This window comes from Stutzerimonas stutzeri (genome assembly GCF_024448985.1).
In the GTDB taxonomy this organism is placed as follows: Bacteria; Pseudomonadota; Gammaproteobacteria; order Pseudomonadales; family Pseudomonadaceae; genus Stutzerimonas; species Stutzerimonas stutzeri_AP.
This window is the reverse complement of the sequence record NZ_JAMOII010000015.1, coordinates 16,498-37,477: the sequence shown is the minus strand read 5'-3', so window position 1 is coordinate 37,477 and position 20,980 is coordinate 16,498. Positions and strand designations below refer to the sequence as shown.

Sequence of the window (20,980 nt, the reverse complement as noted above, 5' to 3'; positions counted from 1 at the left end):
GCCGCACAAACTTTATCGTTTCAGCAAGCACGGGTTGTTATCAGGCTCGTAGCGACGCGATAAACGGCGATGGCCAACTGATTGCCTAGGCCCATCCACTGTTCTAAAGTCCGCGCCGCAACCATCCGTAGCTGGATCGCTCAAAATGCCCTTTCAAGACGCCACGCCTGAAGCTTGCCGACGGGAGATCAAACGCCTGCAGGCGATCATCGCGCATAACAGCGACTGGCTCTGGGAGGTCGACGTGCAGGGTCGCTACACGTTCTGCTCCGAACACAGTCAGCAGATTCTTGGCTATTCGCCAGATGAGGTGATTGGGCGCACTCCGTTCGATTTCATGCCCGCGCAGGAGGCCGAGCGGGTAGGTGCGGAGTTCGCCGCCATTGTGGCGCAGCAGCGGCCTTTCGCCGGGCTGATCAACCGCAACCTGCACGCCGACGGTCGTCTTGTGGTGCTGGAAACAAGTGGCATTCCGCTGTTCGCCAATGACGGCACTTTGCTTGGCTACCGCGGAATCGACCGCGATATTACGCCTGCAATCGGCTCACTGAGCCCGCGCCTCGTTCAGCTCGAAGCACTTTACGCAGCAGCACCGGTTGCGCTCGGGCTGGTCGACCGAGAAGGACGCTTCGTCAACGCTAACCATGCGCTGGTCCGCCTGATTGGGCGCGGTGACAAGGCACTCGCTGGACAACCCGTTGCGGCTTATCTATCTCCCGAGCAGCTGAATGTACCCGATGCCTTTATGCGGCTAGAGGCCGGTCAATCGATGGCCGATCTGGAGTTGGTCTACGGCGACCGTCATCATCAAATCGCGATCCAGGCTGTACGCGAGCATGACGCCGATCAGCTCATCGGCATGACGCTGGCGATCACCGACGTTACCGAGCAGTTTCGATTGCGGCTTGAGCTGGCCGAAGCCAATAACAGGATGGCGCTTGCCAACGCCCGCTTGAGTGTAATGGCTGATACCGATCATCTGACCGGTCTGCCGAACCGGCGTCGTTTCGACGAAACGCTGCTGGCCGAGGTGGCGCGCTGCCTGCGAGAGGGGAGCGCCTTGTCCCTGATGCTGCTGGATATCGATCTATTCAAGCTCTACAACGACCACTACGGCCATCAAGCCGGGTATGAGTGCCTTCGCGCTATGGCGCGGCTGTTACGTGATGGCGTGTTCCGTGCGGGCGACCTGGCGTGTCGTTATGGAGGCGAAGAGTTCGCGGTCATCCTGCCAAATACCGATGGCGAGGCCGCCGAACGAGTGGCCAAGCGGTTGTATGCCGAATTGCAGGCAGCAGGATTGGAACATGTGCTGGCTCCGACGAAGCAGATCACTGCAAGCATGGGCATTGCCACACTTAAGGGTGTGCATGCTCTCTCGAGAGGCGCACCTGTCGCTCAAACGGCAGCAGCGCTGCTCGGCGAGGCGGATCGCCGCCTGTATATGGCCAAGCGCGGCGGGCGCAATCGAGTAAGCGTGGCAAGTCTTTAAGTACGAGCCTCTCCCAGGCTTCTGAACGCAGAAAGGGCACGTTCACGACTGGTCGGCAAGTCGATGATGGGTGGTGGATAGTCCACCGTCTTGAACAAGTCGTTGAGCTTCGTTGGGCTGTGGATGTCGCGTGTGTCCGAATCGGCTAGTTCTGGCAACCAGCGGCGCAAGAAGAGCCCCTCTGGATCGAACTTCGCCGATTGGCTGAGCGGATTGAACAGACGGAAGTAGGGCACCGAGTCAGTGCCGGTCGAGGCGCTCCATTGCCAGCCGCCGTTATTCGCGGCGAGGTCGCCATCAATCAGATGCCGCATGAACCAGCGCTCGCCTTCGCGCCAGTCGATCAGCAGGTTCTTGCTCAGAAACATGGCGACCAGCATGCGCAGGCGGTTATGCATCCAGCCGGTTGCCAGCAACTGCCGCATGGCCGCGTCGATGATTGGAAAGCCGGTGCGCCCCTGCTGCCAGGCGGCCAATTCATCGGGCGCGTTGCGCCAGGGCAGGGCTTCGGTTTCGAGACGAAAGGCGCGCCCCATCGAGACCCGCGGATAGCCCACCAGGACATGTTTGTAGAATTCGCGCCAGAGCAGTTCGTTGATCCAGGTGACGGCGCCCGGATTACCACTGTCGAGTTCGCCCCGGTTCGCTTCCAGAGCGGCGTGCAGGCATTGCCGAGGCGAAATGACCCCAGCGGCCAGATACGGCGACAGCTGACTGGTCCCAGGCTCGGCGGGAAGGTCGCGACGGTGTTGATAGTCCGCCATGTCGTCTTCGGCAAAGCAGGCTAGGCGTGTACGTGCGACCTCTTCGCCGGCGGGCCAATACGAGCGCAGTTGCTCGGTAGGCCGGGCGAAGCCTTCTATCGATGTCGGGAGCGGATCGCTTGAAATGGACAGCCGCGCTTGCGGCGTGGGGATCGGCAGGCAGTTAGGCAGCGAATGACTCAGGCGTGAATGACAGACCTTACGGAACTGGCTGAACACTTTGAAGCACTGGCCGGCCTGGGTTTGCACGCTGCCCGGTGCAAAGAGCAACTGATCCAGATGACGCCGCAGCGACACGCCGGTGTTGCGAAGCGCTGCGGCCACCGCATCGTCCCGCCGCTGCTCGTTCACGCCATATTCGTCGTTGATATGCACGCTGCCGATTTCGTGCTCGCGGCAGAGATCGGCCACAAGCATCGGCACGGCCTGCCAGTCCTCGGCGCGGCGGATCAGTAGCGGCACGTTCAGCTCGGCGAGGCGTACCGAGAGTGCGCTCAGGTTACGCAGCCTGAAATCGACCTTGCATGCCGCGTCGTCATGGGTGAGCCACTGCCCCGGGGTGATCAGGTACAGCGCAATGGTCGGGCCGGCATTCATCGCAGCGGATAGGGCGGTGTTGTCGGTCACACGCAGATCGCTGCGCAGCCAAATCAGTTGATTCATTGCGGCAGTCAGATCCCGTTACGCAGGCTGAGGTCTTCGGGATGCGGTTGTAGATAGGCCTGGTTGGCTACGTAGCGATCCGGATGTCGGCGGAAGTGGTGTTTGAGCAACGTCAGCGGCACGACGAGGGGCACGACTCCTTGGCGGTACTGCGTGATCAGACGTTGCAGCTCCTGTTTGTCTTCGCCTTCGAGGTGTTTTTTCAGGTATCCGCTCAGGTGCTGCAGCACATTGCTGTGGTTGCCGCGCGAGGCGGTCTTTTTCAGCGCCGCCATCAACTGGCTGAAGTAGGCCGGAGCGAAGGCTTCCAGCTGCGTCTTGCCGACTCCGGCAACCATTCGACCCAGTGCCTTGTATTGCTGCGGGTCGCTCGCCATGAGCTGGTACTTGTAGCGTGAATGGAAATCCACCAGCGCCTTGCACGTCAGCCCATTACGCAGCAGACGCTGCCACTCGGCGTGGGCAAATATTCGTGTCAGAAAGTTCTCCCGCAGTACCGGGTCATTGAGCCTGCCAGCCTCTTCGACTGGCAGATCTGGGCGCATCCGCATCAGACTCTTGGCAAACAGACCGGAGCCGCCACCGTCGACGGGATGGCCGTTGGCCTGGTAGACCTTCACCCGCTCCATGCCGCAGGACGGAGATTTCTGCATGAGGATGTAGCCGCTGATGTCGTCCAGCTCCGCGGCGATTCGCTCGCCGTAAGCGTTCAGCGCATCGCTGACGTCCAGTTCTGGATGCACCGTACCGACCGCGCGTGGGTGATCAGGATCGCCGACCAGCCGGATTGGCTCGCGCGGCGTACTAAGCCCAATGGCGACTTCGGGACAGATCGGCACGAACTGAAAGTGACGAGCCAGCGTTTCGCTGCATAGGCGCGACTCCTTGTGCCCGCCATTGAAGCGCACCGGATCGCCAAGTAGACAGGCGCTGATACCGACCTTGATGACAGCGAGGGGTGTAGACATCGGGCTGGCCTCGATACGTGCCTGTACAAGCCTTCATGTTTGTACAGTATTTGCTGGTATCTTAAGGTCGGACTTGTACAAGTCAACTTGCTTTGTACAACTGACTCGTTGCCGTAGATTGCTAGCCCCGATGGTCGTACCGTCCGTGATACGGCTCGCGTGTGAAATCAGATCGACCAAATTGCCCTGATAGATTTTCTGTTGCGGCAGCCCGCTGCGCACGCGTCTTACAATGCCGCTCGCCGCAGCCAACGGGGATTGCCAGGGGCCGATACTGGGAAACTGGATGCGGCATTGGAACCTGCGCAAGCCGCAGCCGCCTGTGTGAAAATGGCGCGCCCGGCGGGGCATTGAAGTTGTTCAATCAGTAGTCAGGAATGTGCATGTCTGAGCAGGCGTTGTTGTTGGTAAACCTCGGGTCACCGGCCTCCACCGATGTGGCGGACGTGCGGCGCTATCTCAATCAGTTCCTGATGGACCCTTACGTCATCGACCTGCCGTGGCCCGTTCGACGCTTGCTGGTGTCGCTGATTCTGCTCAATCGTCCAGCGCAGTCCGCTCACGCCTACGCGTCGATCTGGTGGCCGGAGGGGTCGCCTCTGGTGGTGCTCAGCCAACAGCTGGCCGATGCGGTGCGCCCTCATTGGACGGAGGGTCCGGTGGAATTGGCGATGCGCTATGGCGAGCCATCGATCGAGGGCGCGTTGGTCAGGCTGGCGAAGCGGAATATCAAGCAGGTGACTTTTGCGCCGCTGTATCCACAATTCGCCGATAGCACCACGACTACTGCAATCGAGGAAGCACGCCGGGTTATTCGGGACAAGCACCTCGATATCAGGCTATCGATCCTGCAGCCTTTCTATGATCAACCTGAATACCTCGATGCACTGGTCGACAGCGTGAAGCCATACCTGACCCAGGACTTCGACCATCTGTTGCTGAGTTTTCATGGCTTGCCCGAGCGCCATCTGCACAAGGCCGATCCGACGGGCTCGCATTGCCTGAAAGGCGCTGATTGCTGCCAGCGGGCCGAAGGAGCCGTTCTCGCCAACTGCTATCGCGCCCAGTGCATACAAAGCGGCGCTGCATTTGCCGAACGCGCCGGATTGCGCGAGGAGCAGTGGTCGGTGTCGTTCCAGTCACGACTCGGTCGCGCCAAATGGATCGAACCCTATACCGAAGCGCAGCTGGACGAATTGGCGGCCAAGGGCGTTAAGAAGCTGCTGGTGATGTGCCCGGCGTTCGTTGCGGACTGCATCGAGACGCTGGAGGAGATTGGCGACCGTGGCCGTGAGCAGTTCATCGCCGCCGGTGGGGAGGAACTTCAACTGATTCCTTGCCTCAATACCCATGAGAGCTGGGTGCAGGCGCTGGTTGCCTTGTGCAGACGTGCCCCCGCAGGCGTTATGAGGTAACTGCAATCATTGCTTCAGCGCGGCGAGCTGTTCCTTGAGCTGGCGCACTTCAGCCTCCAGCTCGATCACGCGCTGTCTGGCCTCGACCTCACGGCTGACATCCTTCTGAATGCCGATGAAATAGGTGAGCTGGTCAGCGTCGTTGAGCACGGGAGTAATCGAAAGCTCATTCCAGAACGCGCTGCCATCCTTGCGGTAGTTGCGAAGAGTCTGACGACACGGCTGGTGGGTTCTGATCGCTTTGCGAATCGCTGCGATACCGGACTGGTCTCGGTGACCCGCCTGTAGAAAACGGCAATCCTGATAAAGGATATCGTCCACTTCATAGCCGGTCAGACGCTGAAAGGCGGGGTTGGCATAGATGAGGATGTTGTCCTCGCCTTCCTGTTCGGCGACCACGATCCCATCGTTAGAGGCTTCGATTACCAGCTGCAGTAGTTTGGCATTGATCATCTAGGGGGCTCTTGGCGATATCGCGACATTCTAGGGCAGGGGTGGCGCGGCGCAAGGCCTCGGCACCACCCGTACGGTCGATGGGCAAACCCTGCGCTACAATGCGCCCTTCCTTCTGCATGAGCTGCCCGCGTCATGATTGAACTTGCCCGTGCGTCCACGCTGCTTTCTTCTGATTCGCTCAAGAGGGAAGAGCTGTTTCCCATTCGAGAAGTTTCGCGCGTGACCGGGGTCAACCCGGTCACGCTGCGTGCTTGGGAACGGCGCTACGGTCTGATCCAACCCACCCGAACCGAAAGTGGTCATCGCCTCTATTCCATCGCTGACATCGAAGCGATTCGCAGCATCCTGGCCTGGACTGAACGTGGTGTCGCAGTGAGCAAGGTAGGCGCCATTCTTTCCCGCAGCGTTGCAACCAGGGCCGTCGAACCGGCGGAGCAGCAAGCGGTGGCAGGCGAGTGGGGCGAATGGATGACGCAGGTGCAGCGCGCCGTGAGCAGCTTCGATGAGTCTCGGCTGGATCAAATCTACGGGCAAATCTTTTCCAGTTATCCGCTGTCGGTGGTCTTCCAAGACGTGTTGCTGCCGTTGTGGCAGCAACTATTGCTGCGGCAGGATGACTATGGCCAGACCAGCGCATGGCTGTTTCTCGACGCCTTCCTCCGTGCCCGCGTACTTCAACGGTTACAGCTTGCCCGAGGGCAGGCGGAGCGTCGCGTATTGCTGGCCGCGGTACCGGGACAATGCCGCGAGCTGGAGCTGCTGGTCACTGGTCTGCTGCTCTCCAGCGACGCCGTTGCGGTTAATGTCCTGGCGATCGGCCAACCACTGGATGAGCTGCCGCTGGTCTGCGAAAAATTTCGCCCGCAAGCCCTGGTGCTGTATTCCAACGTCCCGCCGAACGCGATGTTGCTCCGCCAGCTCGCCAAGCTCACGCTGGGTCTCGACTGCCCGCTGGCAATGGCGGGTGAGGCAGCGGAATTCTCGGAGCAAAGCCTGCGAGGCTCGCCGATTGCCTGTCTCGGCAATTCGGGCAAGCTGATGCAGCGCCGTCTGCTGCAGTTTCTTGATGGGCGTCTGGATACCTGACGCTTGATGAGGGAGCGCCGGGTTCGTTGCCTGGCACCCTTGTTTTGACAGAAGTTGGCGCGACGCTCCATTGACCCGGCCGAAACATGATGCCGCCATGCACCAATCCGCCGAACCAGCCTAACGCAGCCGCAACTGATCAACGGCCGCCGACCGCTTCGGCGACTGAAATCCTCAACCAAACCAGGGTGTCTCTGGTTACCTTCGCGCTATAGCTGGCAGAGGGCTCGACAGAATAACTGGCAAGGTCGCCCGTGCGATCAACCGAGGCTAGGCTACCCTTCGTTCTCGTACGGCTCATTCGGAAACTGGATCAGGCAAAAGCCGTTGCCGAATGGGTCGCTCAGCGTGACCAGCCTGCCCCAATCAAACACACGTATCGGCGTTTCCTGGCGTGCACCTGCCGCTACCGCGCGCGCGACGGATGCTTCGATATCGCCGACGACGAAGTCGGGGTGAATGGGCGTCCAGTGGCGGGCATAGGTACGAATGCCATCTCCGACTGCGGTGGCCGGTTCCGATCCGGCGTGCTCGATCAAGTAGATGCGGCAACCAGCGCCCAGCATTTCCGCTGCCTCCCCGTTGAACAGGGAGCGCGTGTGGCGCAAACCAAGGGCGTCCCGGTAGAAGGGGATCGCCTTGTCCAGATGTGCGACGTCGATGTTCAACAAAAGCTCCATTGTCGTTCGACTCCGTCATGCTTTGAGCGGCTAATCTGCGTGCCCTGAGGGTTTGGCGTTGTCACGCAGAATGGCTTGCCGATCGGTGACAATACGGTCCGCCGGCAGCTGCCCGGTGCCATCGCCTAGAGCTAGGTATACCTGTAGCGCGGCGTAGGCGTCGTTAGCGGCGTAATACCGTTGTGCATCGGTTAATGTTCGATTTGCCCAATTGGACGTAGAGACGCTGCGAGAACTGCGGGTGACGATTCACCACAACGAGTCATCAATATCGGTCAGCGCGCCCCGCGCCTCCGCTGGGGACATGCGGACGTTACAACAACCATTTCAGCAAATGGAGCGGCAAGCTGGACCGGAACGCCACTATCTCAGTGGCGTTCTCGCACGACGGACCGGCAGCCTAAGGCGCGGCGGCTCAGGCCTACCGCATCCGTGGATGCCGGAAAAACCAGATTGCCAGCGGTGAGGCGATCACGATCACGCATAGTCCCAGCAGCGTGATCGCTGCGGGCAGGCCGTGGTGGTCGGCAATCCAGCCTGCGGCGATCAAGGGCGCGATGCTGCCGACGTAGCCGCAAACCAGGTAGGTCGAAATCAACCCCGAGCGCTCTGTCGGCGTGGCGATGCGGTTGACCATGCTGATGCCGGCCAGCAGGCACATGCCATGGCCTGCTGCCGCGGCGCAGACGCCAACGATGAACACGATGGGCGATCCGAGCTTGAAGTTGAGCACGAGCATGGCGTTGCTGAGCACGACCGCCAGCAAGCCGAGAAATCCGCACCAACGCAGGCTCATCCTGGCGCACGTCAGCTGCATCATGGCCGAAGCCAGCAGGATGACGCCGATGGATGTACCGCTCACCACCGGTCCATGCCAGGGCAGCATCTTCTCCAGAAATAGCGGGGCCATCGAGGCGTAGATGCCAAACACGCCGAAGGCGAAGAACGGGCAGGCGCAGGTAAGCGTGAACGCCAGCGAATCGCTGCGGCCCGTCCAGGCCAGGCGAGGCATGAAGGTTCTCCAGCTCGGCGATGCGGTCGCCAGTTCATCTGTATGCGGTTTCAGTTGCACGCGCATCAAGGCATACACAGCCAGTACACCCAACAGTAGTGAGGGTACGTAGGTCACCATCAGCGGGTTCGGTAGCCACTGTCCGGTGATGCCGCCCGTTATCGGACCCAGACCAAAGCCAAAGGCGAGCAGGAAGCTAGTGATCATTGATATCCGTTGCGAAGCCCCGTCGCGCGAGATCTGTACCAGCCCGACCGTGGCGCTGGTGACGATCAGACTGGACGACAGACCCACCGCGAAACGACCCATGTTCAGGCTCGACAAGTCCCACGCGAGCATCGTCAGCAGGGTGCCGCCCCAACCCAGCAGCAGGCCGGCCAGCATCACCTTGCGAAAGCCCAGCGTGTCCGACAGCCGCCCCATGAATAGCAGGCCGAACAGCGCGCCCACCATGTAAACCACGTAAATCAGCGAGACGTCACTGGTACGCAACTGCCAGGCCTGCTGGTACAGCGGATAAAGCGGCGAAATGAGCGCTGTGCCCATCACACCCACGCACATGGCGAAGCAGACCCAGGGGAAGGCCGACCAGTTTTCTTTCATCTACACGCCTGCATAAAAAGTGGGTGAAAGCAGTTCGATGATTTCCATGAGCAGCCTAACGGTTTTTCGTTGCTGGGGCGATTGCCGAGGTGAACGTTTCCGTAGCCACAATCGCAGCGTGGCCTGGCGTCTGGAACAGAGGCTGACCAATGACGCTGCGCTGGTCGGTACATTGATTAGAGACACCCCCCGATGATGAGAGACGCGCCGGGCACTACCCGCAAGGTGTGTCGCCTCGTTCCAAGTGGGGGCTATAGGCTGGCGGCCAATCCGCAGCCCTAGATAGAGGAGCCGAGGCATGTGGGCCAAAATGCTTTCATCGACCTGCGTATTAGCTTCGAAGTCACCATGTACTTCGTCAACCGCTGATTTATCCGCCCCGGCACAGGCTGGGGCTTCGTTTTAAAGGATTGCAATGTTTATCGAGATATCGGTTCTGCTGCGGGCGGCCCTTCCTCAGTGGAACTGAAAATGTGCCGGGTTGCGTAACGGCGCCTTGCACGCGTAGGCGCGTACCCGGTTTTCCATCGCCATCAGCGATAACGGTAAACGCCTCGCTGCAACCGGCTCACATGACCCGTAGCTGTTCGTACCGGCGCTATACGCTCTCTCTGCGCGGCGGCATCGACGCGGGCTCAGTAGTGGCGCCAGCTTTATGGTGGCAGCGATTCGCTAAGGTCGCATCGCGACCGCAGCTTAGGATGCTCGCGGTGCAAACATGATGATTGCCATGCCGAGGAAGGCGACTGCACAGCCGAGCAAATCCCAATGAGTTGGGCGAACGCCATCGACCAGCCATAACCAGAGCAGCGCTACGCCAACATAAACGCCGCCGTAAGCGGCATAAACCCGGCCCGCTGCGGTCGGGTGCAATGTCAGCAGCCATGCAAAGAGTGCCAGCGACAACGCGGCAGGTACCAGGAGCCAGGCGCTTTTGCCGTGCTTGAGCCAGAGATAAGGCAGGTAACAACCGACGATCTCGGCAACAGCTGTGACAGCAAATAGTGCGAAGGTTTTAAGCATGAAAGTCTCTTGGTGACCCGTTGCGTTGTCGAAGTCGTGGGGAGTGTACCGCCCGAATCCGTGCTCAGCGGTATCAACCAGCCTGTGCCTTACGTGAGCGGCGTGGTTGTGATGGCTGAATCGGATGTCGAGTAGTCGTGTGTCGCGGGTCAGCTGACATTCTGAAACCCGAGCAACAACAGCGAATAACCGACCGAGCCGATCAGAAAGGCGCCGAAGCGGCTGTTGCGCTCTTCCGGCAGCTCCTCTTTGAGCACGTTCAATATGATCGAGCCGCCAATAAAGGCGGTCAGCGCCGAAACGGTCAGTTCTGAAACATCGGTAGTGGCCCCGAAGCCCCACCCAGCCAGTGGCATCATCGCGAGTACCCAGCGGCCCCGGCGTTTGAACAGATCCTTGTGGTCGTTTTGCAGCGCGAAGTCATTGACCAGAAAGTGCATCCCCATCGCGACGCAGTAGAGCAGCAGCGAGTACGGTTTGTCATTCGCGCCATGCGTCAACAGGTAACCAATCAGCCCGTTATAGAGGGCGAAGGCAGCGATGTGCAGCCAGAACACACCGGCATGGGACTCTTCATGCTCCTCCAGCTCGCTCCGGTGCTTCTTTATCAAGCGCTCTAAGCCATAAAAAGTAGCGAGGCCTAGCAATGACAGCAGATAGGCGTGATGCTCGAGATAATTGAGTAGCCAGATATCGCTACCGTCTATCACTTCCTGACCTCGGGCCAGTTCCGGCAAGAGGTGAGCGAATACATATGCCACCGAAATGCCACCGGCCAACGAAAGCCAACGGCTACGAGGCAGGTGGCCAAGTGTGCGCAGGCGTCCTGCGAGCAGGTGAACGGTAGCCAGGAGGAGGGCTGCAATGAGGCTTTCGAACAAGAAGCGGTACCGGTGACGAGAGCTATATCGACCATAATTCGGACTGGTACGCCTGCCTATCCGTTCACACAGAGTTCCTGACACTAGGCCAAGGGCGTGATGTCATCTGGCCATTTTGCGATGTATGGTCTGGGTAAGGCGGTGAGTTTTTGTTAAAGTTCGCCGCTTATGAAGCGAGCAGCCAGCCAGCTTTGAATTTGCACTGAAAGAGGTGTCTGCTTGATTAGGGTGCTGGTGGTCGATGACCACGATCTAGTACGCACAGGCATTTCCCGAATGCTCGCCGATATCGATGGCCTGCAGGTGATTGGGCAGGCTGAATCGGGCGAGGCGGCGATCAAGAAGTCGCGTGAACTCAAGCCGGATGTGGTCCTGATGGACGTCAAGATGCCGGGCATCGGCGGCCTCGAAGCCACCCGTAAGCTCCTGCGCAGCCATCCCGATATCAAGGTCATTGCGGTCACCATCTGCGAAGAAGACCCCTTCCCGACGCGACTGCTGCAGGCAGGTGCCGCCGGGTACCTGACCAAGGGCGCAGCGCTCGATGAGATGATTCAGGCGATCCGCATGGTATTTGCGGGTCAGCGCTACATCAGCCCGCAGATTGCCCAGCAGCTGGCGCTCAAGTCATTCCAGCCCAAGGTCAACGGGTCACCTTTCGATCTCCTATCCGAGCGAGAAATCCAGATCGCCCTGATGATCGCGAACTGCCAGAAGGTCCAGGCCATCTCCGACAAGCTGTGCCTGTCGCCGAAAACCGTCAACACCTATCGCTACCGTATCTACGAGAAGCTTTCGATTACCAGTGACGTCGAGCTGGCGCTGCTCGCTGTCCGTCACGGCATGGTCGACACCATCAATTGATGAGCGGCTTCGATTCCTCCGCATTTCTGGCTTCGTGCAGCGGGCGTCCCGGCGTCTACCGAATGTTCGATGCCGACGCCAAGCTGCTTTATGTGGGCAAGGCGAAGAACCTCAAGAAGCGCCTGGCGAGCTATTTCCGCAAGACTGGGCAGGCGCCGAAAACAGCCGCGCTGGTGGCCAAGATTGCTCAGATCGAAACCACGATCACGGCGAACGAAACCGAAGCGCTGTTGCTCGAGCAGACCCTGATCAAACAGTGGCGCCCGCCGTACAACATCCTGCTGCGCGACGATAAGTCCTACCCCTATGTATTTCTGTCGAGCGGGGACTTTCCCCGGCTCAGCATTCATAGAGGTGCGAAGAAGGAGCCGGGGCGTTATTTCGGTCCGTACCCCAGCGCTGGCGCCATTCGCGAAAGCCTGAGTCTGCTGCAAAAGGCGTTCTTTGTGCGCCAATGCGAAGACAGCTATTACCGCAACCGCACCCGACCCTGCCTGCAATATCAGATCAAGCGTTGCAAGGCGCCCTGCGTGAACCTGGTAAATCCAGAAGAATATGCCGATGACGTCCGGCATTCCGTGATGTTTCTTGAGGGGCGCAGCAATGCGCTGGCCGAGGAGCTGTCGAAAAACATGGAAAAAGCGGCGATGGCGCTTGATTTCGAGCGTGCCGCGGAAATCCGCGACCAGATCGGCATCCTCCGTCGCGTGCAGGATCAGCAAAGCATGGAAGGCGGTAGCGGCAACGTCGACATCGTCGCGGCGGTGGTAAGCCCAGGCGGTGCCTGCGTGCATTTGATCAGCGTGCGTGGCGGACGGGTCCTGGGCAGCAAGAATTTCTTTCCGCAGGTCGCCATTGAAGAGAGCGTCAGCGAAGTCCTGCAGGCCTTTCTCGAGCAGTATTACCTCGGCTCCATGGAGCGCGATCTTCCCTCCGAACTGATCGTCAATACGGTTCATGAAGACTTCGATACGTTGATCAACGCTATTACAGAACTGCGCGATGTCGAGCTGACAATTAGCCACCGTGTTCGCGGTACGCGCGCACGCTGGCAACAGCTGGCGCTGACCAATGCCGAGCAGGCGCTGGGTGCGCGCTTGGCGAATCGGCAGCATCTGGCTGCACGGTTCCAGGCCCTGGCCGAGGCGTTGGATCTCGAGGAGCTGCCGACACGGCTGGAGTGCTTCGATATCAGCCACTCCAGTGGGGAAGCGACTGTAGCGTCCTGTGTGGTGTTCGGTCCGGAAGGGCCGCTGAAGTCCGATTACCGCCGTTACAACATCGAAGGCGTTACTGCGGGCGATGACTATGCCGCGATGCACCAGGCGCTTTCTCGCCGATTCAAGAGGGCTGTTGAGGGAGAGGGCAAGCTGCCTGACATATTGCTGGTTGACGGTGGCAAGGGGCAGCTCAACATGGCCCGCGAGGTGCTGCAGGAGCTCGCCGTGCCGGAGTTGATTCTGCTGGGCGTGGCTAAGGGTGTCACCCGCAAGCCGGGTCTGGAAACGCTGTATCTCAACGACGCAGCCCATGAATTCACTTTGCCAGGCGACTCCCCGGCGCTGCACCTGATTCAGCAGGTTCGCGACGAGGCCCACCGTTTCGCCATCACAGGCCACCGTGCGCGGCGTGGAAAAGCACGAACGACTTCTACGCTTGAAGGGGTAGCAGGCATCGGGCCGAAGCGCCGCCGCGAACTGCTGAAGCACTTTGGAGGTCTTCAGGAACTCAGCCGCGCCAGTCTTGATGAAATCGCCAAGGCGCCCGGTATCAGTAAAAAGCTTGCCGAGTCGATTTATGCCGCTCTGCACAGTGAGTAGAATCACCCTCTAAATCCGCGGACCAGTGGTATCGATGAACATTCCAAACATTCTCACCGTGCTGCGTGTGCTGCTGATCCCCATCATCATCCTGCTGTTTTATCTCCCATTTCAGTGGAGCTATCTGGCGTCGAGCGCGGTGTTCGCCATCGCAGCGGTAACCGATTGGCTGGATGGCTATCTTGCTCGCAAGCTCAAGCAGAGCACTCCCTTCGGTGCGTTCCTCGATCCGGTCGCTGACAAGCTGATGGTGGCGGTAGCGCTGGTACTACTGGTCGAAGAGCATTCCAACCTCTGGCTGACCTTGCCGGCGGCTATCATCATCGGCCGGGAGATCGTGGTTTCAGCCCTGCGAGAGTGGATGGCCGAGCTGGGTGCGCGAGCGCAGGTAGCCGTATCCAACCTGGGCAAGTGGAAAACTGCGGCTCAGATGGTTGCGCTCATCATCCTGCTGGCCAACCCGCCGCTGGCCACTATCTGGGTCGGGCTTGGCTACGCATTGCTGATCATCGCCGCCGCCCTGACGTTGTGGTCGATGGTCAATTACCTGATGGCCGCCTGGCCTCATCTCAGCCCTACGGAAAAGAAATAAAACTTTTTAATCAAAGGCTTGACGGGGCGTGCTGAAACTATAAAATGGCGCCCGTCATCAAGACGACGCGGGAATAGCTCAGTTGGTAGAGCACGACCTTGCCAAGGTCGGGGTCGCGAGTTCGAGTCTCGTTTCCCGCTCCAATTTGTTGACGATGGCGCCGCAGTATGCGGCGTCTTCGTTTTGAGGCCGGTTGGCAGAGTGGTTATGCAGCGGATTGCAAATCCGTGTACGCCGGTTCGATTCCGACATCGGCCTCCATTAATAAAGAAACCGTAAGCGCAAGCTTGCGGTTTTTTTATGTCTGCGATTTGAGCTGCCAAGCATTCGTTAGCGCTGGTTTAGCGAGGTAGAGTTAGCGCGGCTAATGGTTCGTTCAAACAAACGGAACAATGAGCTGATACTCTATTTCGGCAGGCTAGCCTTACAGTTCCGCAACGACAATTGAGGCCCGCCACCCGTGGGGCTTTCTGATTCTGGGCGCTGGGTTTTAGTGATGGCGTTTTGATATATTCCGCACGCCAACAACACAACGCGGAATGGATTCATGAAAAAACTACTATTGGCAGCTGCCACTATTGCCCTCACTGGATGCTCCAGCATCGTCAGCGAATCTAACTACCCGGTCTCCGTCCAGTCGAGCCCTGCAGGCGCTAGCTACGAAATTACCAACGAAACGGGCATGGTGGTCAGCTCCGGCGTAACGCCAGGACAGGTGACCCTGAAGGCCGGGGCAGGTTATTTCGACGGAGAGCTTTACCGTATTACCTATAAAAAGGATGGCTACGAGGACCAAATCTCAATGCTGGATTCAGAGCTTGATAATTGGTACTGGGGGAACATCATCTTCGGTGGGCTGATCGGCATGCTCATCGTCGACCCTGCGACCGGGGCGATGTATAAACTCCCTAGCTCGGCGCATGGCACTCTGGCTCCGGTTCCGACGCCAATAGCCTCGACGGAAGGCGCAGAGATCGCTCAATAATTAAACGGCCCTGCTGATGCGGGGCTTTTCGCATCTACAAGATGGTTTTTGTTGGCCGATTGCTGCTAAACACGGGCCTCACCTATCAAGGGGGCGACGCTATGGATTCACATCAATACAACCGCTAGTAAAGAGCATCGATGGAAACGCAGCCGAGCTAGCTGATCTCAAATGCGTAGTCAGCGTTTGGTTCTTCATATCGCCTGTATGGGTTGCTCCGCCAGTTTGAGCCAAAGCCGAAAATGGGCGACCAAGAGGAATAAGGTTGGCAGTCGGTCCGCCAGCGAAGCCATCAAGGCGCTGTGTTTGCAGCTGCCGGAGCTACAGCGATTCCTGGCCAACGCTCATCTAAGAGGCATGGAATTCGCAGTTTTTCGCGGTAAGCGGAACATCGGCGAGGACGAGCTAGGATTTGGTGGGCCGGAGGTGCTGCGCAATGCCCCGGTAATTCGCGGAAGCAAGCGAGAGGGTGTCCTGCAGACGATTGTTGGCATAGTGCTGATTGTCATCGGCTCTTCGTGCCTGCCCTGGCGCCATATCTCTACCCGGCTGGTATAGAGATGATTTGCGGGAGGGGTTGTATAAACGCTCAACCCCAAGTCGGCGGACTCAATCAATCCGCCGCTCGCAAGAACCCTCCCAGCTACGCTTTCGGCAGCGCGAAACACCACGGCCAGCGGCAACCCGGCGCCGATCTGTTACGGCAAGCGGCGCTGGGGCAGGGCGATTATCTCCGCGTCTATAAATGCCGAGGTCAAGGTGTGGCCTTTCACCGTATCCGCAACCCGCTCCGGCGGGTTTCTTTTTGCCCGCAGGAGAGCACATGAACGCAGCAGTAGGTATTCGTGGCCCCAAGGGCGGCGAGAGCAAGCCCAAGGCGCCGTACGAGGCCGCAGACAGTCTGCAGAGTACCGCTAAAGATCCTGATCGCGGTGGGCAAAGTAAATTCGACGAAAACTCGGATGCGCGGAATATCTACCTCGACAACACGCCGCTGGCCAAAGCCGATGGCGGGCTTAACTTCGCCGGTGTGACCTTGGATTGGCGCCCGGGCTCGGTCGAGCAGTCGTACATCCGGTCGGCTATCGCATTGAATACGCGGTGGATGTGGCTACTGACGGTGGCGCCTATGTTGAGATTCTGCGTGAGGCGGTAGATGGAGAAACTGCCAGCCGATTGTTGCTGTTGGGGGCCGTCATTGCTCTAGCGGGATGCGCTGGCCAACCGTCCGAGCCGGAGCCTCGCATGGTGCGGGTAGAGGTGCCGGTGGCCGTGCCGAACTGAGCCTGTAGCGGTCCCACCGTTGGCTGCTGAAGGTTTGCGCCGCGCGGACAGCTTTGAAAGTGAAGGTAAGAGCGTTGCTGGCGTAGGCAGACTAAGAGGTATATCAACGAGCTACTGGCGGCAATGAAGCGTGTCGGTAGGAAATTGAGATTGCCCGGCCGGGCAGTGAACGGGAATTGCGGAAAATATCTGGAATTGCGGAAATGACCGCTCTGGTGCTGAAATTTCCGAAGCCGCGCTGCTGGTGCCCGGAGCGGGAATCGAACCCGCATACCCTTTCGGATGAGGGATTTTAAGTCCCTTGCGTCTACCAGTTTCGCCATCCGGGCAGGACGGTGAGCGCGATGCTCTATCGCGGCGCAGGACTATAACCAGCCACCGGTCGAGGCGCAACCCGAACGGTGGATCTGATATGGGTTCGGTCTTTGTCTGTGATCATCAATCGCACCAGCCCAGCGATTGGGTTAGGCGCCATGGTGACCAATGGCACCTAACTGCCTGAACGCTGAAGCCCGCCAACCCTCTTAATTTGTACAGAGCAACGGCAGAGGTGAGTGATGAGCATCGAGAGCCAGAATCAGCAACCGCTGAACGAACCCCGTACGAATGCCCAGGCCGAGGGCGACGATGGCATGGTGATTCCGGGTTCTGCGCCACCGTTGAGCCCAGGGCGCACCGATGTGAATCCGGATGACCAGGCGGGCGTCGACGAGCTGCCAGGAAATGAACTGGAGATTCCGCGGGATAGGTCGGATGACCCTATCGAACGCGAGACGCCTGATATCGACGTTGACAATGCCGAGATGGATGACGCACCTGACCCACGCTAGCGCAAGTTCCCGATCCAACGAAAAGCCCGCAAGGATGGCTGTACTTTTGTTCTGAGTCCGCGTCTGAGGGTAGCAGCCAACGAGGCCCGTCGAGCCGCAGGTGCCGGCGGCCAGTCTCGCTCAATCACATCGAGCCGAATTATTGATGAACAACCTAAGCAGGCAATGTGCCGTTATTGTCGCTCTGGCGGCCTTGCTGAACGGCTGCAGCGCCATTGAAACCGTGTCCCCGGCAGACGGCACCGACGAATATGTGTTCACTTGCACCAAAGTCGCGGGGCAACCGGGCTGCGCGACGCGTGCGCGCGAGGTCTGCCCGGAGGGCTACGAAACCCTGAGCAGAGAAGAAAACTTCGATCGTAAGGAGCTACGGGTTCGCTGTACCGGCGAGGGCAGCGAGGGCAGCGAGGAGATCTGACAGCTGCCACCGAGCAGCCGCCGATGCGGCAGATGCTCGGTGGTGAAGACGGAGGGCTATTCTGCTATGCCGAGCAAATCCTGGGCTTCTCCCAGTACCTCGAGCGATTGCTCATGCTCACCAGCCTTATGCAGCGCCTCTCCTTCGGCGCGCAGCTCTTTGACGCGGGTCAGAGTAGCGGGGTCGCTTGGCGGTTTTGTTTTCAGGTGCTCGTCGATCTTTGCCATGTCCATTGGGCAATGCATCGCCCAAAGGGGCATGCTGACGACGGCAGCTGCGATGGACAGAATGATGCGGCGCATGGTGTCGATCTCCTTAGAGGGGGCTCCGTCAGTATAGGAGCCGCCTGGGGGCAGTGCGGTTTTCAGATATAAGGTTGGGGACAGAGAATTAGGGGTGCCGCATAGTTATCGTACAACTACTGGGCTATGATACGGCTTACTTCGCTTCAAAGAGATCGATGTGTCCATGGAAAACCAGAGCATCCAGCCACGCGTTCGCCGAAAGCATCGCAGCCTTGCACAGGAGTTGGTGACCGAATTGTCTCAGCAGATACGCGATGGCGTTATCAAGCGTGGAGACAAGCTGCCTACCGAATCTGCAATCATGCAGGCGCAGGGGGTGAGCAGGACGGTGGTGCGGGAAGCGATTTCACGATTGCAGGCGTCCGGGTTGGTGGAAACTCGCCATGGAATAGGTACTTTCGTGCTCGATACGCCGAGCACGACTGGGCTTCGCATCGATCCGGCGACCATCGGCACGCTGCGTGACGTGCTTTCGATCTTGGAGCTGCGCATCAGCCTGGAGGTCGAGTCAGCAGGGTTGGCGGCGACACGCCGAACACCGGAGCAGTTGGCCGCAATGCGGGCGTTTCTCGATTCGCTGCAGCAAAGTGCAGCGCTTTCCAGCGAAGCCGCCGTGTCGGACTTTCAATTCCATCTGCAGATTGCCGAGGCGACCGGTAATCGTTATTTCACCGACATCATGAATCACCTGGGTACGGCGATCATTCCACGCAGTCGGCTCAACTCGGCACGTCTGGCTCACGATGACCAGCCGCACTATCAACAGCGCCTCGGCCGCGAGCATGAGCAGATCTACGACGCCATCGCGCGCCAGGATGCAGAATCCGCCCGCGCAGCGATGCGTCTGCACCTGACGAACAGTCGCGAGCGTTTGCGCCAGGCGCACGAGGAAGCTGAGACCGAGCCTAACTGAGGGGTTTCGCCGCCGCCTCTGGGTCGTTCCGAAACGGTTCCTATAGGGCTTCGTTCGAGCGGGCGGGCTCCAAATCAATTCCTGGCTTCGCCACTCACCAAAGCAGGGTGTTGCTCATGAGCAACGCTCTGATCTTCCCGCTGAAGCTCATTCCTGACTGGCTACCCCTGCTGGAGCGAAGCCGATATCGTCAGGCCTTCTTCATCGACCAGTAGCTGGGCCTGAACAGGTCCCGTTCACCGAGCAACACCACGCCCGCCGCGAAGGCACACAGCATCAACGCGATGTACAGGCACAACTGGAGCAATCCGTGCGGCGTGGGTAGCCAGTGCAGTAGAGCCGCAACGGTAGCGCCTGTGGTGATCCAACGCAGGAGTACGCTCGGAGCCAGACCCGTCGGCGATGCACGATAAACATATAGCCCCATGAACAGCGCCTGCAGTGCCGCCCCGCTGGAAAAAGCGAACGCCAAACCTTCAGCACCGTATGGGCCGTAGAGCAGCGCATCGAGGCTGATGGTGAGCGCAGAGCTGACAAGCGTGATCACCAGAAACAGCCGTGACTGATGCTGAGCGAGCAGGGTGCGGCCCCATAACAGCGCCAGTCCCATCGCCGGCAGGCCAAGTGAATAGAGAACCACCAGCGATGCAGTGGCATCTGTTTGCGCAGCTCCGAATTGGCCCCGCTCCAGTAGCACCGACACCACGGGCTGCGGAAATGAGCAGAGCACCACGGTCGCCGGGACCAAGAAGAGCAGAGTGGCCAACAATCCTTTGCGTATCACTGCGGCGTGACCAATGTAATCACCGTCATTCCAGCTCGAGACGAAGCGGGGGAAGAGCACTGATAGGACTGACAACGCGTAGAGCGTAAGCGGGATGGTGACGATGCGGAATGCGAAAGACAGCATGGTGATGCTGCCTTCGTCGAGATAGGAGGCGAACATCCGTTCCGCAAGAATGCAGCCTTGTTGTGCCCCTGCGGCTAGCAGGACCGGGGCGAACGCGAGGCCGAAGCTGCCGTGGTGCCCCTCCACTTCAACGTTTTCACTTCCACGCAGATAGGCGATCCGCCTGTGCTGCAGCCAGATCAGCGCAAGCTGCGGCAGCAGCATGCCGATGAAGATCACCATCCCGGTGGGCTGGAACAGCAGAATTCCGATGATCGCACCGGCGTTGAGCAACACCGTGCGCGTCATTGGCAGAATGAAGATCTCATCCATGTTGAGGAGTGCGCCCTGGCAATACAGGACGGCCTGAACGGCGATCAGCGCCGCGCCCACACAGAACACGATCTGGCCGGTGGCGACCTGAGCGTCCGTCCAACCGGGCGCCAGAAGATTGAGGATCCAGTAACTGCCGGCGATGGCAACGGCACTGAACGCCGCACCCGTGCCCATGACACGCCAATAAAGCCAGCGGCTGACGGTCTCGAACAAGGCTTGGGATTGGCTGCGCAACTTTTGCAGGTACGGAATCATGGCGTCGCGAAGGGCGAGGCCAAAGAAATTCTCGAAGAACATCGGCAGGATCAGCGCAACGAAGATCAGGTCGGCTTCCCAGCTCAGGCCGAAGGCCTTGGCAATGAACAGGTCGCGTAGAAAACCGAGAAGAAAGCTGGCGACAGTCAACGCCAGAATAACCAGTGATGCGTTCATTCCTTGATCCTGTGCAGGCCATTATCGGACGGCCTGATGAATAGCGGCATATCGCACCAGATGCGATGAATCGACAGAAGTCAGGTTCACCAGCTGCCGAGCGAACGGTACATAGACTGGATGGCTCAAACATGGTTCCTGAGCCTGGAACGCACGCTTAAAAAGCCGTGTTTGGCATCGACAAGCTCGGTTACGTAAAAATGCCGTAAATCCGCTTTCCCAGCGGGGCTCGACTGCTTATGGTTCACCCTCATTTCCAGGCGAACCCA

General features: G+C 59.2%; 21 protein-coding genes, 3 tRNA genes and 2 pseudogenes. 16 read left to right on the top strand and 10 right to left on the bottom strand.

Annotated features, from left to right (window positions below; genetic code table 11):
* Nucleotides 1-145 precede the first annotated feature (145 nt).
* Entirely contained in the window at nucleotides 146-1,492 is a 1,347-nt protein-coding gene (locus NA647_RS15135) for a sensor domain-containing diguanylate cyclase (protein WP_256058449.1), read from the top strand.
* Here NA647_RS15135 and phrB read toward each other — a convergent pair.
* Nucleotides 1,489-2,919 carry a deoxyribodipyrimidine photo-lyase gene (gene phrB / locus NA647_RS15130; RefSeq protein ID WP_256058448.1) on the bottom strand — a complete coding sequence of 477 codons (1,431 nt, stop codon included), beginning with the start codon at nucleotides 2,917-2,919 and terminating at the stop codon, nucleotides 1,489-1,491. The two genes, NA647_RS15135 and phrB, sit on opposite strands and share 4 nt — an antisense overlap.
* An 8-nt stretch (nucleotides 2,920-2,927) precedes the next feature.
* Complete coding sequence (locus tag NA647_RS15125; RefSeq protein ID WP_256058447.1) at nucleotides 2,928-3,887, bottom strand: YbgA family protein; 960 nt, start codon at nucleotides 3,885-3,887, stop codon at nucleotides 2,928-2,930.
* Between the two features lie 383 nt (nucleotides 3,888-4,270).
* On the opposite strand from NA647_RS15125, the gene hemH reads away from it, so the two are divergent.
* Nucleotides 4,271-5,302 (top strand): ferrochelatase, encoded by a 1,032-nt coding sequence (hemH, locus tag NA647_RS15120; RefSeq protein ID WP_256058446.1) that lies wholly within the window; start codon nucleotides 4,271-4,273, stop codon nucleotides 5,300-5,302.
* A 6-nt stretch (nucleotides 5,303-5,308) separates the two neighbouring features.
* On the opposite strand, the gene NA647_RS15115 is transcribed toward hemH, so the two are convergent.
* A complete protein-coding gene (locus tag NA647_RS15115; protein WP_256058445.1) occupies nucleotides 5,309-5,755 on the bottom strand; it encodes a PAS domain-containing protein in 447 nt (148 codons plus the stop codon).
* Between the two features lie 135 nt (nucleotides 5,756-5,890).
* On the opposite strand from NA647_RS15115, the gene NA647_RS15110 reads away from it, so the two are divergent.
* Nucleotides 5,891-6,844 (top strand): MerR family transcriptional regulator, encoded by a 954-nt coding sequence (locus tag NA647_RS15110; RefSeq protein ID WP_256058444.1) that lies wholly within the window; start codon nucleotides 5,891-5,893, stop codon nucleotides 6,842-6,844.
* 275 nt (nucleotides 6,845-7,119) lie between these two features.
* Here NA647_RS15110 and NA647_RS15105 read toward each other — a convergent pair whose 3' ends face one another.
* Nucleotides 7,120-7,512 (bottom strand): VOC family protein, encoded by a 393-nt coding sequence (locus tag NA647_RS15105; protein WP_256058443.1) that lies wholly within the window; start codon nucleotides 7,510-7,512, stop codon nucleotides 7,120-7,122.
* A 433-nt stretch (nucleotides 7,513-7,945) separates the two neighbouring features.
* A complete protein-coding gene (locus NA647_RS15100; protein WP_256058442.1) occupies nucleotides 7,946-9,139 on the bottom strand; it encodes an MFS transporter in 1,194 nt (397 codons plus the stop codon).
* A gap of 300 nt (nucleotides 9,140-9,439) precedes the next feature.
* Here NA647_RS15100 and pqqA point away from each other — a divergent pair, with 300 nt between their 5' ends.
* Nucleotides 9,440-9,508 carry a pyrroloquinoline quinone precursor peptide PqqA gene (pqqA, locus tag NA647_RS19715; RefSeq protein WP_423836484.1) on the top strand — a complete coding sequence of 23 codons (69 nt, stop codon included), beginning with the start codon at nucleotides 9,440-9,442 and terminating at the stop codon, nucleotides 9,506-9,508.
* Between the two features lie 327 nt (nucleotides 9,509-9,835).
* Here pqqA and NA647_RS15095 read toward each other — a convergent pair whose 3' ends face one another.
* Nucleotides 9,836-10,162, bottom strand: coding sequence for a YnfA family protein (locus NA647_RS15095; RefSeq protein WP_256058441.1), 327 nt, complete (start codon nucleotides 10,160-10,162; stop codon nucleotides 9,836-9,838).
* A gap of 149 nt (nucleotides 10,163-10,311) precedes the next feature.
* The gene (locus NA647_RS15090; protein ID WP_256058440.1) at nucleotides 10,312-11,043 is read right to left on the bottom strand and encodes a hypothetical protein; all 732 of its coding nucleotides are present in this window, start codon (nucleotides 11,041-11,043) and stop codon (nucleotides 10,312-10,314) included.
* Nucleotides 11,044-11,262: 219 nt separating this feature from the next.
* On the opposite strand from NA647_RS15090, the gene gacA reads away from it, so the two are divergent.
* The 9 genes and pseudogenes from gacA to NA647_RS15045 all read left to right on the top strand — a co-directional run bounded on the left by gacA (nucleotide 11,263) and on the right by NA647_RS15045 (nucleotide 16,674).
* Nucleotides 11,263-11,907, top strand: coding sequence for a response regulator transcription factor GacA (gene gacA, locus NA647_RS15085; protein WP_131648857.1), 645 nt, complete (start codon nucleotides 11,263-11,265; stop codon nucleotides 11,905-11,907).
* Nucleotides 11,907-13,727, top strand: a complete 1,821-nt coding sequence (uvrC, locus tag NA647_RS15080) for an excinuclease ABC subunit UvrC (RefSeq protein WP_423836482.1) — start codon at nucleotides 11,907-11,909, stop codon at nucleotides 13,725-13,727. The genes gacA and uvrC overlap by 1 nt, the downstream gene beginning before the upstream one ends.
* A 34-nt stretch (nucleotides 13,728-13,761) precedes the next feature.
* Nucleotides 13,762-14,319, top strand: a complete 558-nt coding sequence (gene pgsA, locus NA647_RS15075) for a CDP-diacylglycerol--glycerol-3-phosphate 3-phosphatidyltransferase (RefSeq protein ID WP_256048827.1) — start codon at nucleotides 13,762-13,764, stop codon at nucleotides 14,317-14,319.
* A 67-nt stretch (nucleotides 14,320-14,386) separates the two neighbouring features.
* Nucleotides 14,387-14,462, top strand: a tRNA-Gly gene (locus NA647_RS15070).
* A 44-nt stretch (nucleotides 14,463-14,506) separates the two neighbouring features.
* A tRNA-Cys gene (locus NA647_RS15065) sits at nucleotides 14,507-14,580 on the top strand.
* A 286-nt stretch (nucleotides 14,581-14,866) separates the two neighbouring features.
* On the top strand, nucleotides 14,867-15,304 hold the full coding sequence (locus NA647_RS15060; RefSeq protein ID WP_256058438.1) for a hypothetical protein: 438 nt from the start codon (nucleotides 14,867-14,869) through the stop codon (nucleotides 15,302-15,304).
* 242 nt (nucleotides 15,305-15,546) lie between these two features.
* A pseudogene (locus tag NA647_RS19710) lies at nucleotides 15,547-16,063 on the top strand (tail assembly protein); the annotation flags it as partial.
* 64 nt (nucleotides 16,064-16,127) lie between these two features.
* Entirely contained in the window at nucleotides 16,128-16,460 is a 333-nt protein-coding gene (locus NA647_RS15050; RefSeq protein ID WP_256058437.1) for a hypothetical protein, read from the top strand.
* A 20-nt stretch (nucleotides 16,461-16,480) separates the two neighbouring features.
* Nucleotides 16,481-16,674, top strand: a pseudogene (locus tag NA647_RS15045) (hypothetical protein).
* Nucleotides 16,675-16,830: 156 nt separating this feature from the next.
* Here NA647_RS15045 and NA647_RS15040 read toward each other — a convergent pair.
* A tRNA-Leu gene (locus NA647_RS15040) sits at nucleotides 16,831-16,917 on the bottom strand.
* Between the two features lie 228 nt (nucleotides 16,918-17,145).
* Here NA647_RS15040 and NA647_RS15035 point away from each other — a divergent pair.
* Together NA647_RS15035 and NA647_RS15030 are read left to right on the top strand one after the other, a co-directional pair.
* A complete protein-coding gene (locus NA647_RS15035) occupies nucleotides 17,146-17,418 on the top strand; it encodes a hypothetical protein (RefSeq protein ID WP_256058436.1) in 273 nt (90 codons plus the stop codon).
* A 145-nt stretch (nucleotides 17,419-17,563) separates the two neighbouring features.
* Entirely contained in the window at nucleotides 17,564-17,836 is a 273-nt protein-coding gene (locus NA647_RS15030) for a hypothetical protein (protein ID WP_256058435.1), read from the top strand.
* A gap of 56 nt (nucleotides 17,837-17,892) precedes the next feature.
* Here NA647_RS15030 and NA647_RS15025 read toward each other — a convergent pair whose 3' ends face one another.
* A complete protein-coding gene (locus tag NA647_RS15025) occupies nucleotides 17,893-18,138 on the bottom strand; it encodes a hypothetical protein (protein WP_256048831.1) in 246 nt (81 codons plus the stop codon).
* 166 nt (nucleotides 18,139-18,304) lie between these two features.
* Between NA647_RS15025 and NA647_RS15020 the strand changes: the two genes are divergently transcribed.
* Nucleotides 18,305-19,054, top strand: a complete 750-nt coding sequence (locus NA647_RS15020; RefSeq protein WP_131648988.1) for a FadR/GntR family transcriptional regulator — start codon at nucleotides 18,305-18,307, stop codon at nucleotides 19,052-19,054.
* Between the two features lie 190 nt (nucleotides 19,055-19,244).
* Here NA647_RS15020 and murJ read toward each other — a convergent pair whose 3' ends face one another.
* Nucleotides 19,245-20,711, bottom strand: coding sequence for a murein biosynthesis integral membrane protein MurJ (gene murJ / locus NA647_RS15015; protein WP_256058434.1), 1,467 nt, complete (start codon nucleotides 20,709-20,711; stop codon nucleotides 19,245-19,247).
* Nucleotides 20,712-20,980: the final 269 nt, after the last annotated feature.

Coding starts and splice junctions, on each gene's coding strand:
- NA647_RS15135 (WP_256058449.1), top strand. CDS start 146: ATGCCCTTTCAAGACGCCACGCCTGAAGCTTGCCGACGGGAGATCAAA.
- phrB (WP_256058448.1), bottom strand. CDS start 2,919: ATGAATCAACTGATTTGGCTGCGCAGCGATCTGCGTGTGACCGACAAC.
- NA647_RS15125 (WP_256058447.1), bottom strand. CDS start 3,887: ATGTCTACACCCCTCGCTGTCATCAAGGTCGGTATCAGCGCCTGTCTA.
- hemH (WP_256058446.1), top strand. CDS start 4,271: ATGTCTGAGCAGGCGTTGTTGTTGGTAAACCTCGGGTCACCGGCCTCC.
- NA647_RS15115 (WP_256058445.1), bottom strand. CDS start 5,755: ATGATCAATGCCAAACTACTGCAGCTGGTAATCGAAGCCTCTAACGAT.
- NA647_RS15110 (WP_256058444.1), top strand. CDS start 5,891: ATGATTGAACTTGCCCGTGCGTCCACGCTGCTTTCTTCTGATTCGCTC.
- NA647_RS15100 (WP_256058442.1), bottom strand. CDS start 9,139: ATGAAAGAAAACTGGTCGGCCTTCCCCTGGGTCTGCTTCGCCATGTGC.
- NA647_RS15095 (WP_256058441.1), bottom strand. CDS start 10,162: ATGCTTAAAACCTTCGCACTATTTGCTGTCACAGCTGTTGCCGAGATC.
- uvrC (WP_423836482.1), top strand. CDS start 11,907: ATGAGCGGCTTCGATTCCTCCGCATTTCTGGCTTCGTGCAGCGGGCGT.
- pgsA (WP_256048827.1), top strand. CDS start 13,762: ATGAACATTCCAAACATTCTCACCGTGCTGCGTGTGCTGCTGATCCCC.
- NA647_RS15060 (WP_256058438.1), top strand. CDS start 14,867: ATGAAAAAACTACTATTGGCAGCTGCCACTATTGCCCTCACTGGATGC.
- NA647_RS15050 (WP_256058437.1), top strand. CDS start 16,128: ATGAACGCAGCAGTAGGTATTCGTGGCCCCAAGGGCGGCGAGAGCAAG.
- NA647_RS15035 (WP_256058436.1), top strand. CDS start 17,146: ATGAGCATCGAGAGCCAGAATCAGCAACCGCTGAACGAACCCCGTACG.
- NA647_RS15030 (WP_256058435.1), top strand. CDS start 17,564: ATGAACAACCTAAGCAGGCAATGTGCCGTTATTGTCGCTCTGGCGGCC.
- NA647_RS15025 (WP_256048831.1), bottom strand. CDS start 18,138: ATGCGCCGCATCATTCTGTCCATCGCAGCTGCCGTCGTCAGCATGCCC.
- NA647_RS15020 (WP_131648988.1), top strand. CDS start 18,305: ATGGAAAACCAGAGCATCCAGCCACGCGTTCGCCGAAAGCATCGCAGC.
- murJ (WP_256058434.1), bottom strand. CDS start 20,711: ATGAACGCATCACTGGTTATTCTGGCGTTGACTGTCGCCAGCTTTCTT.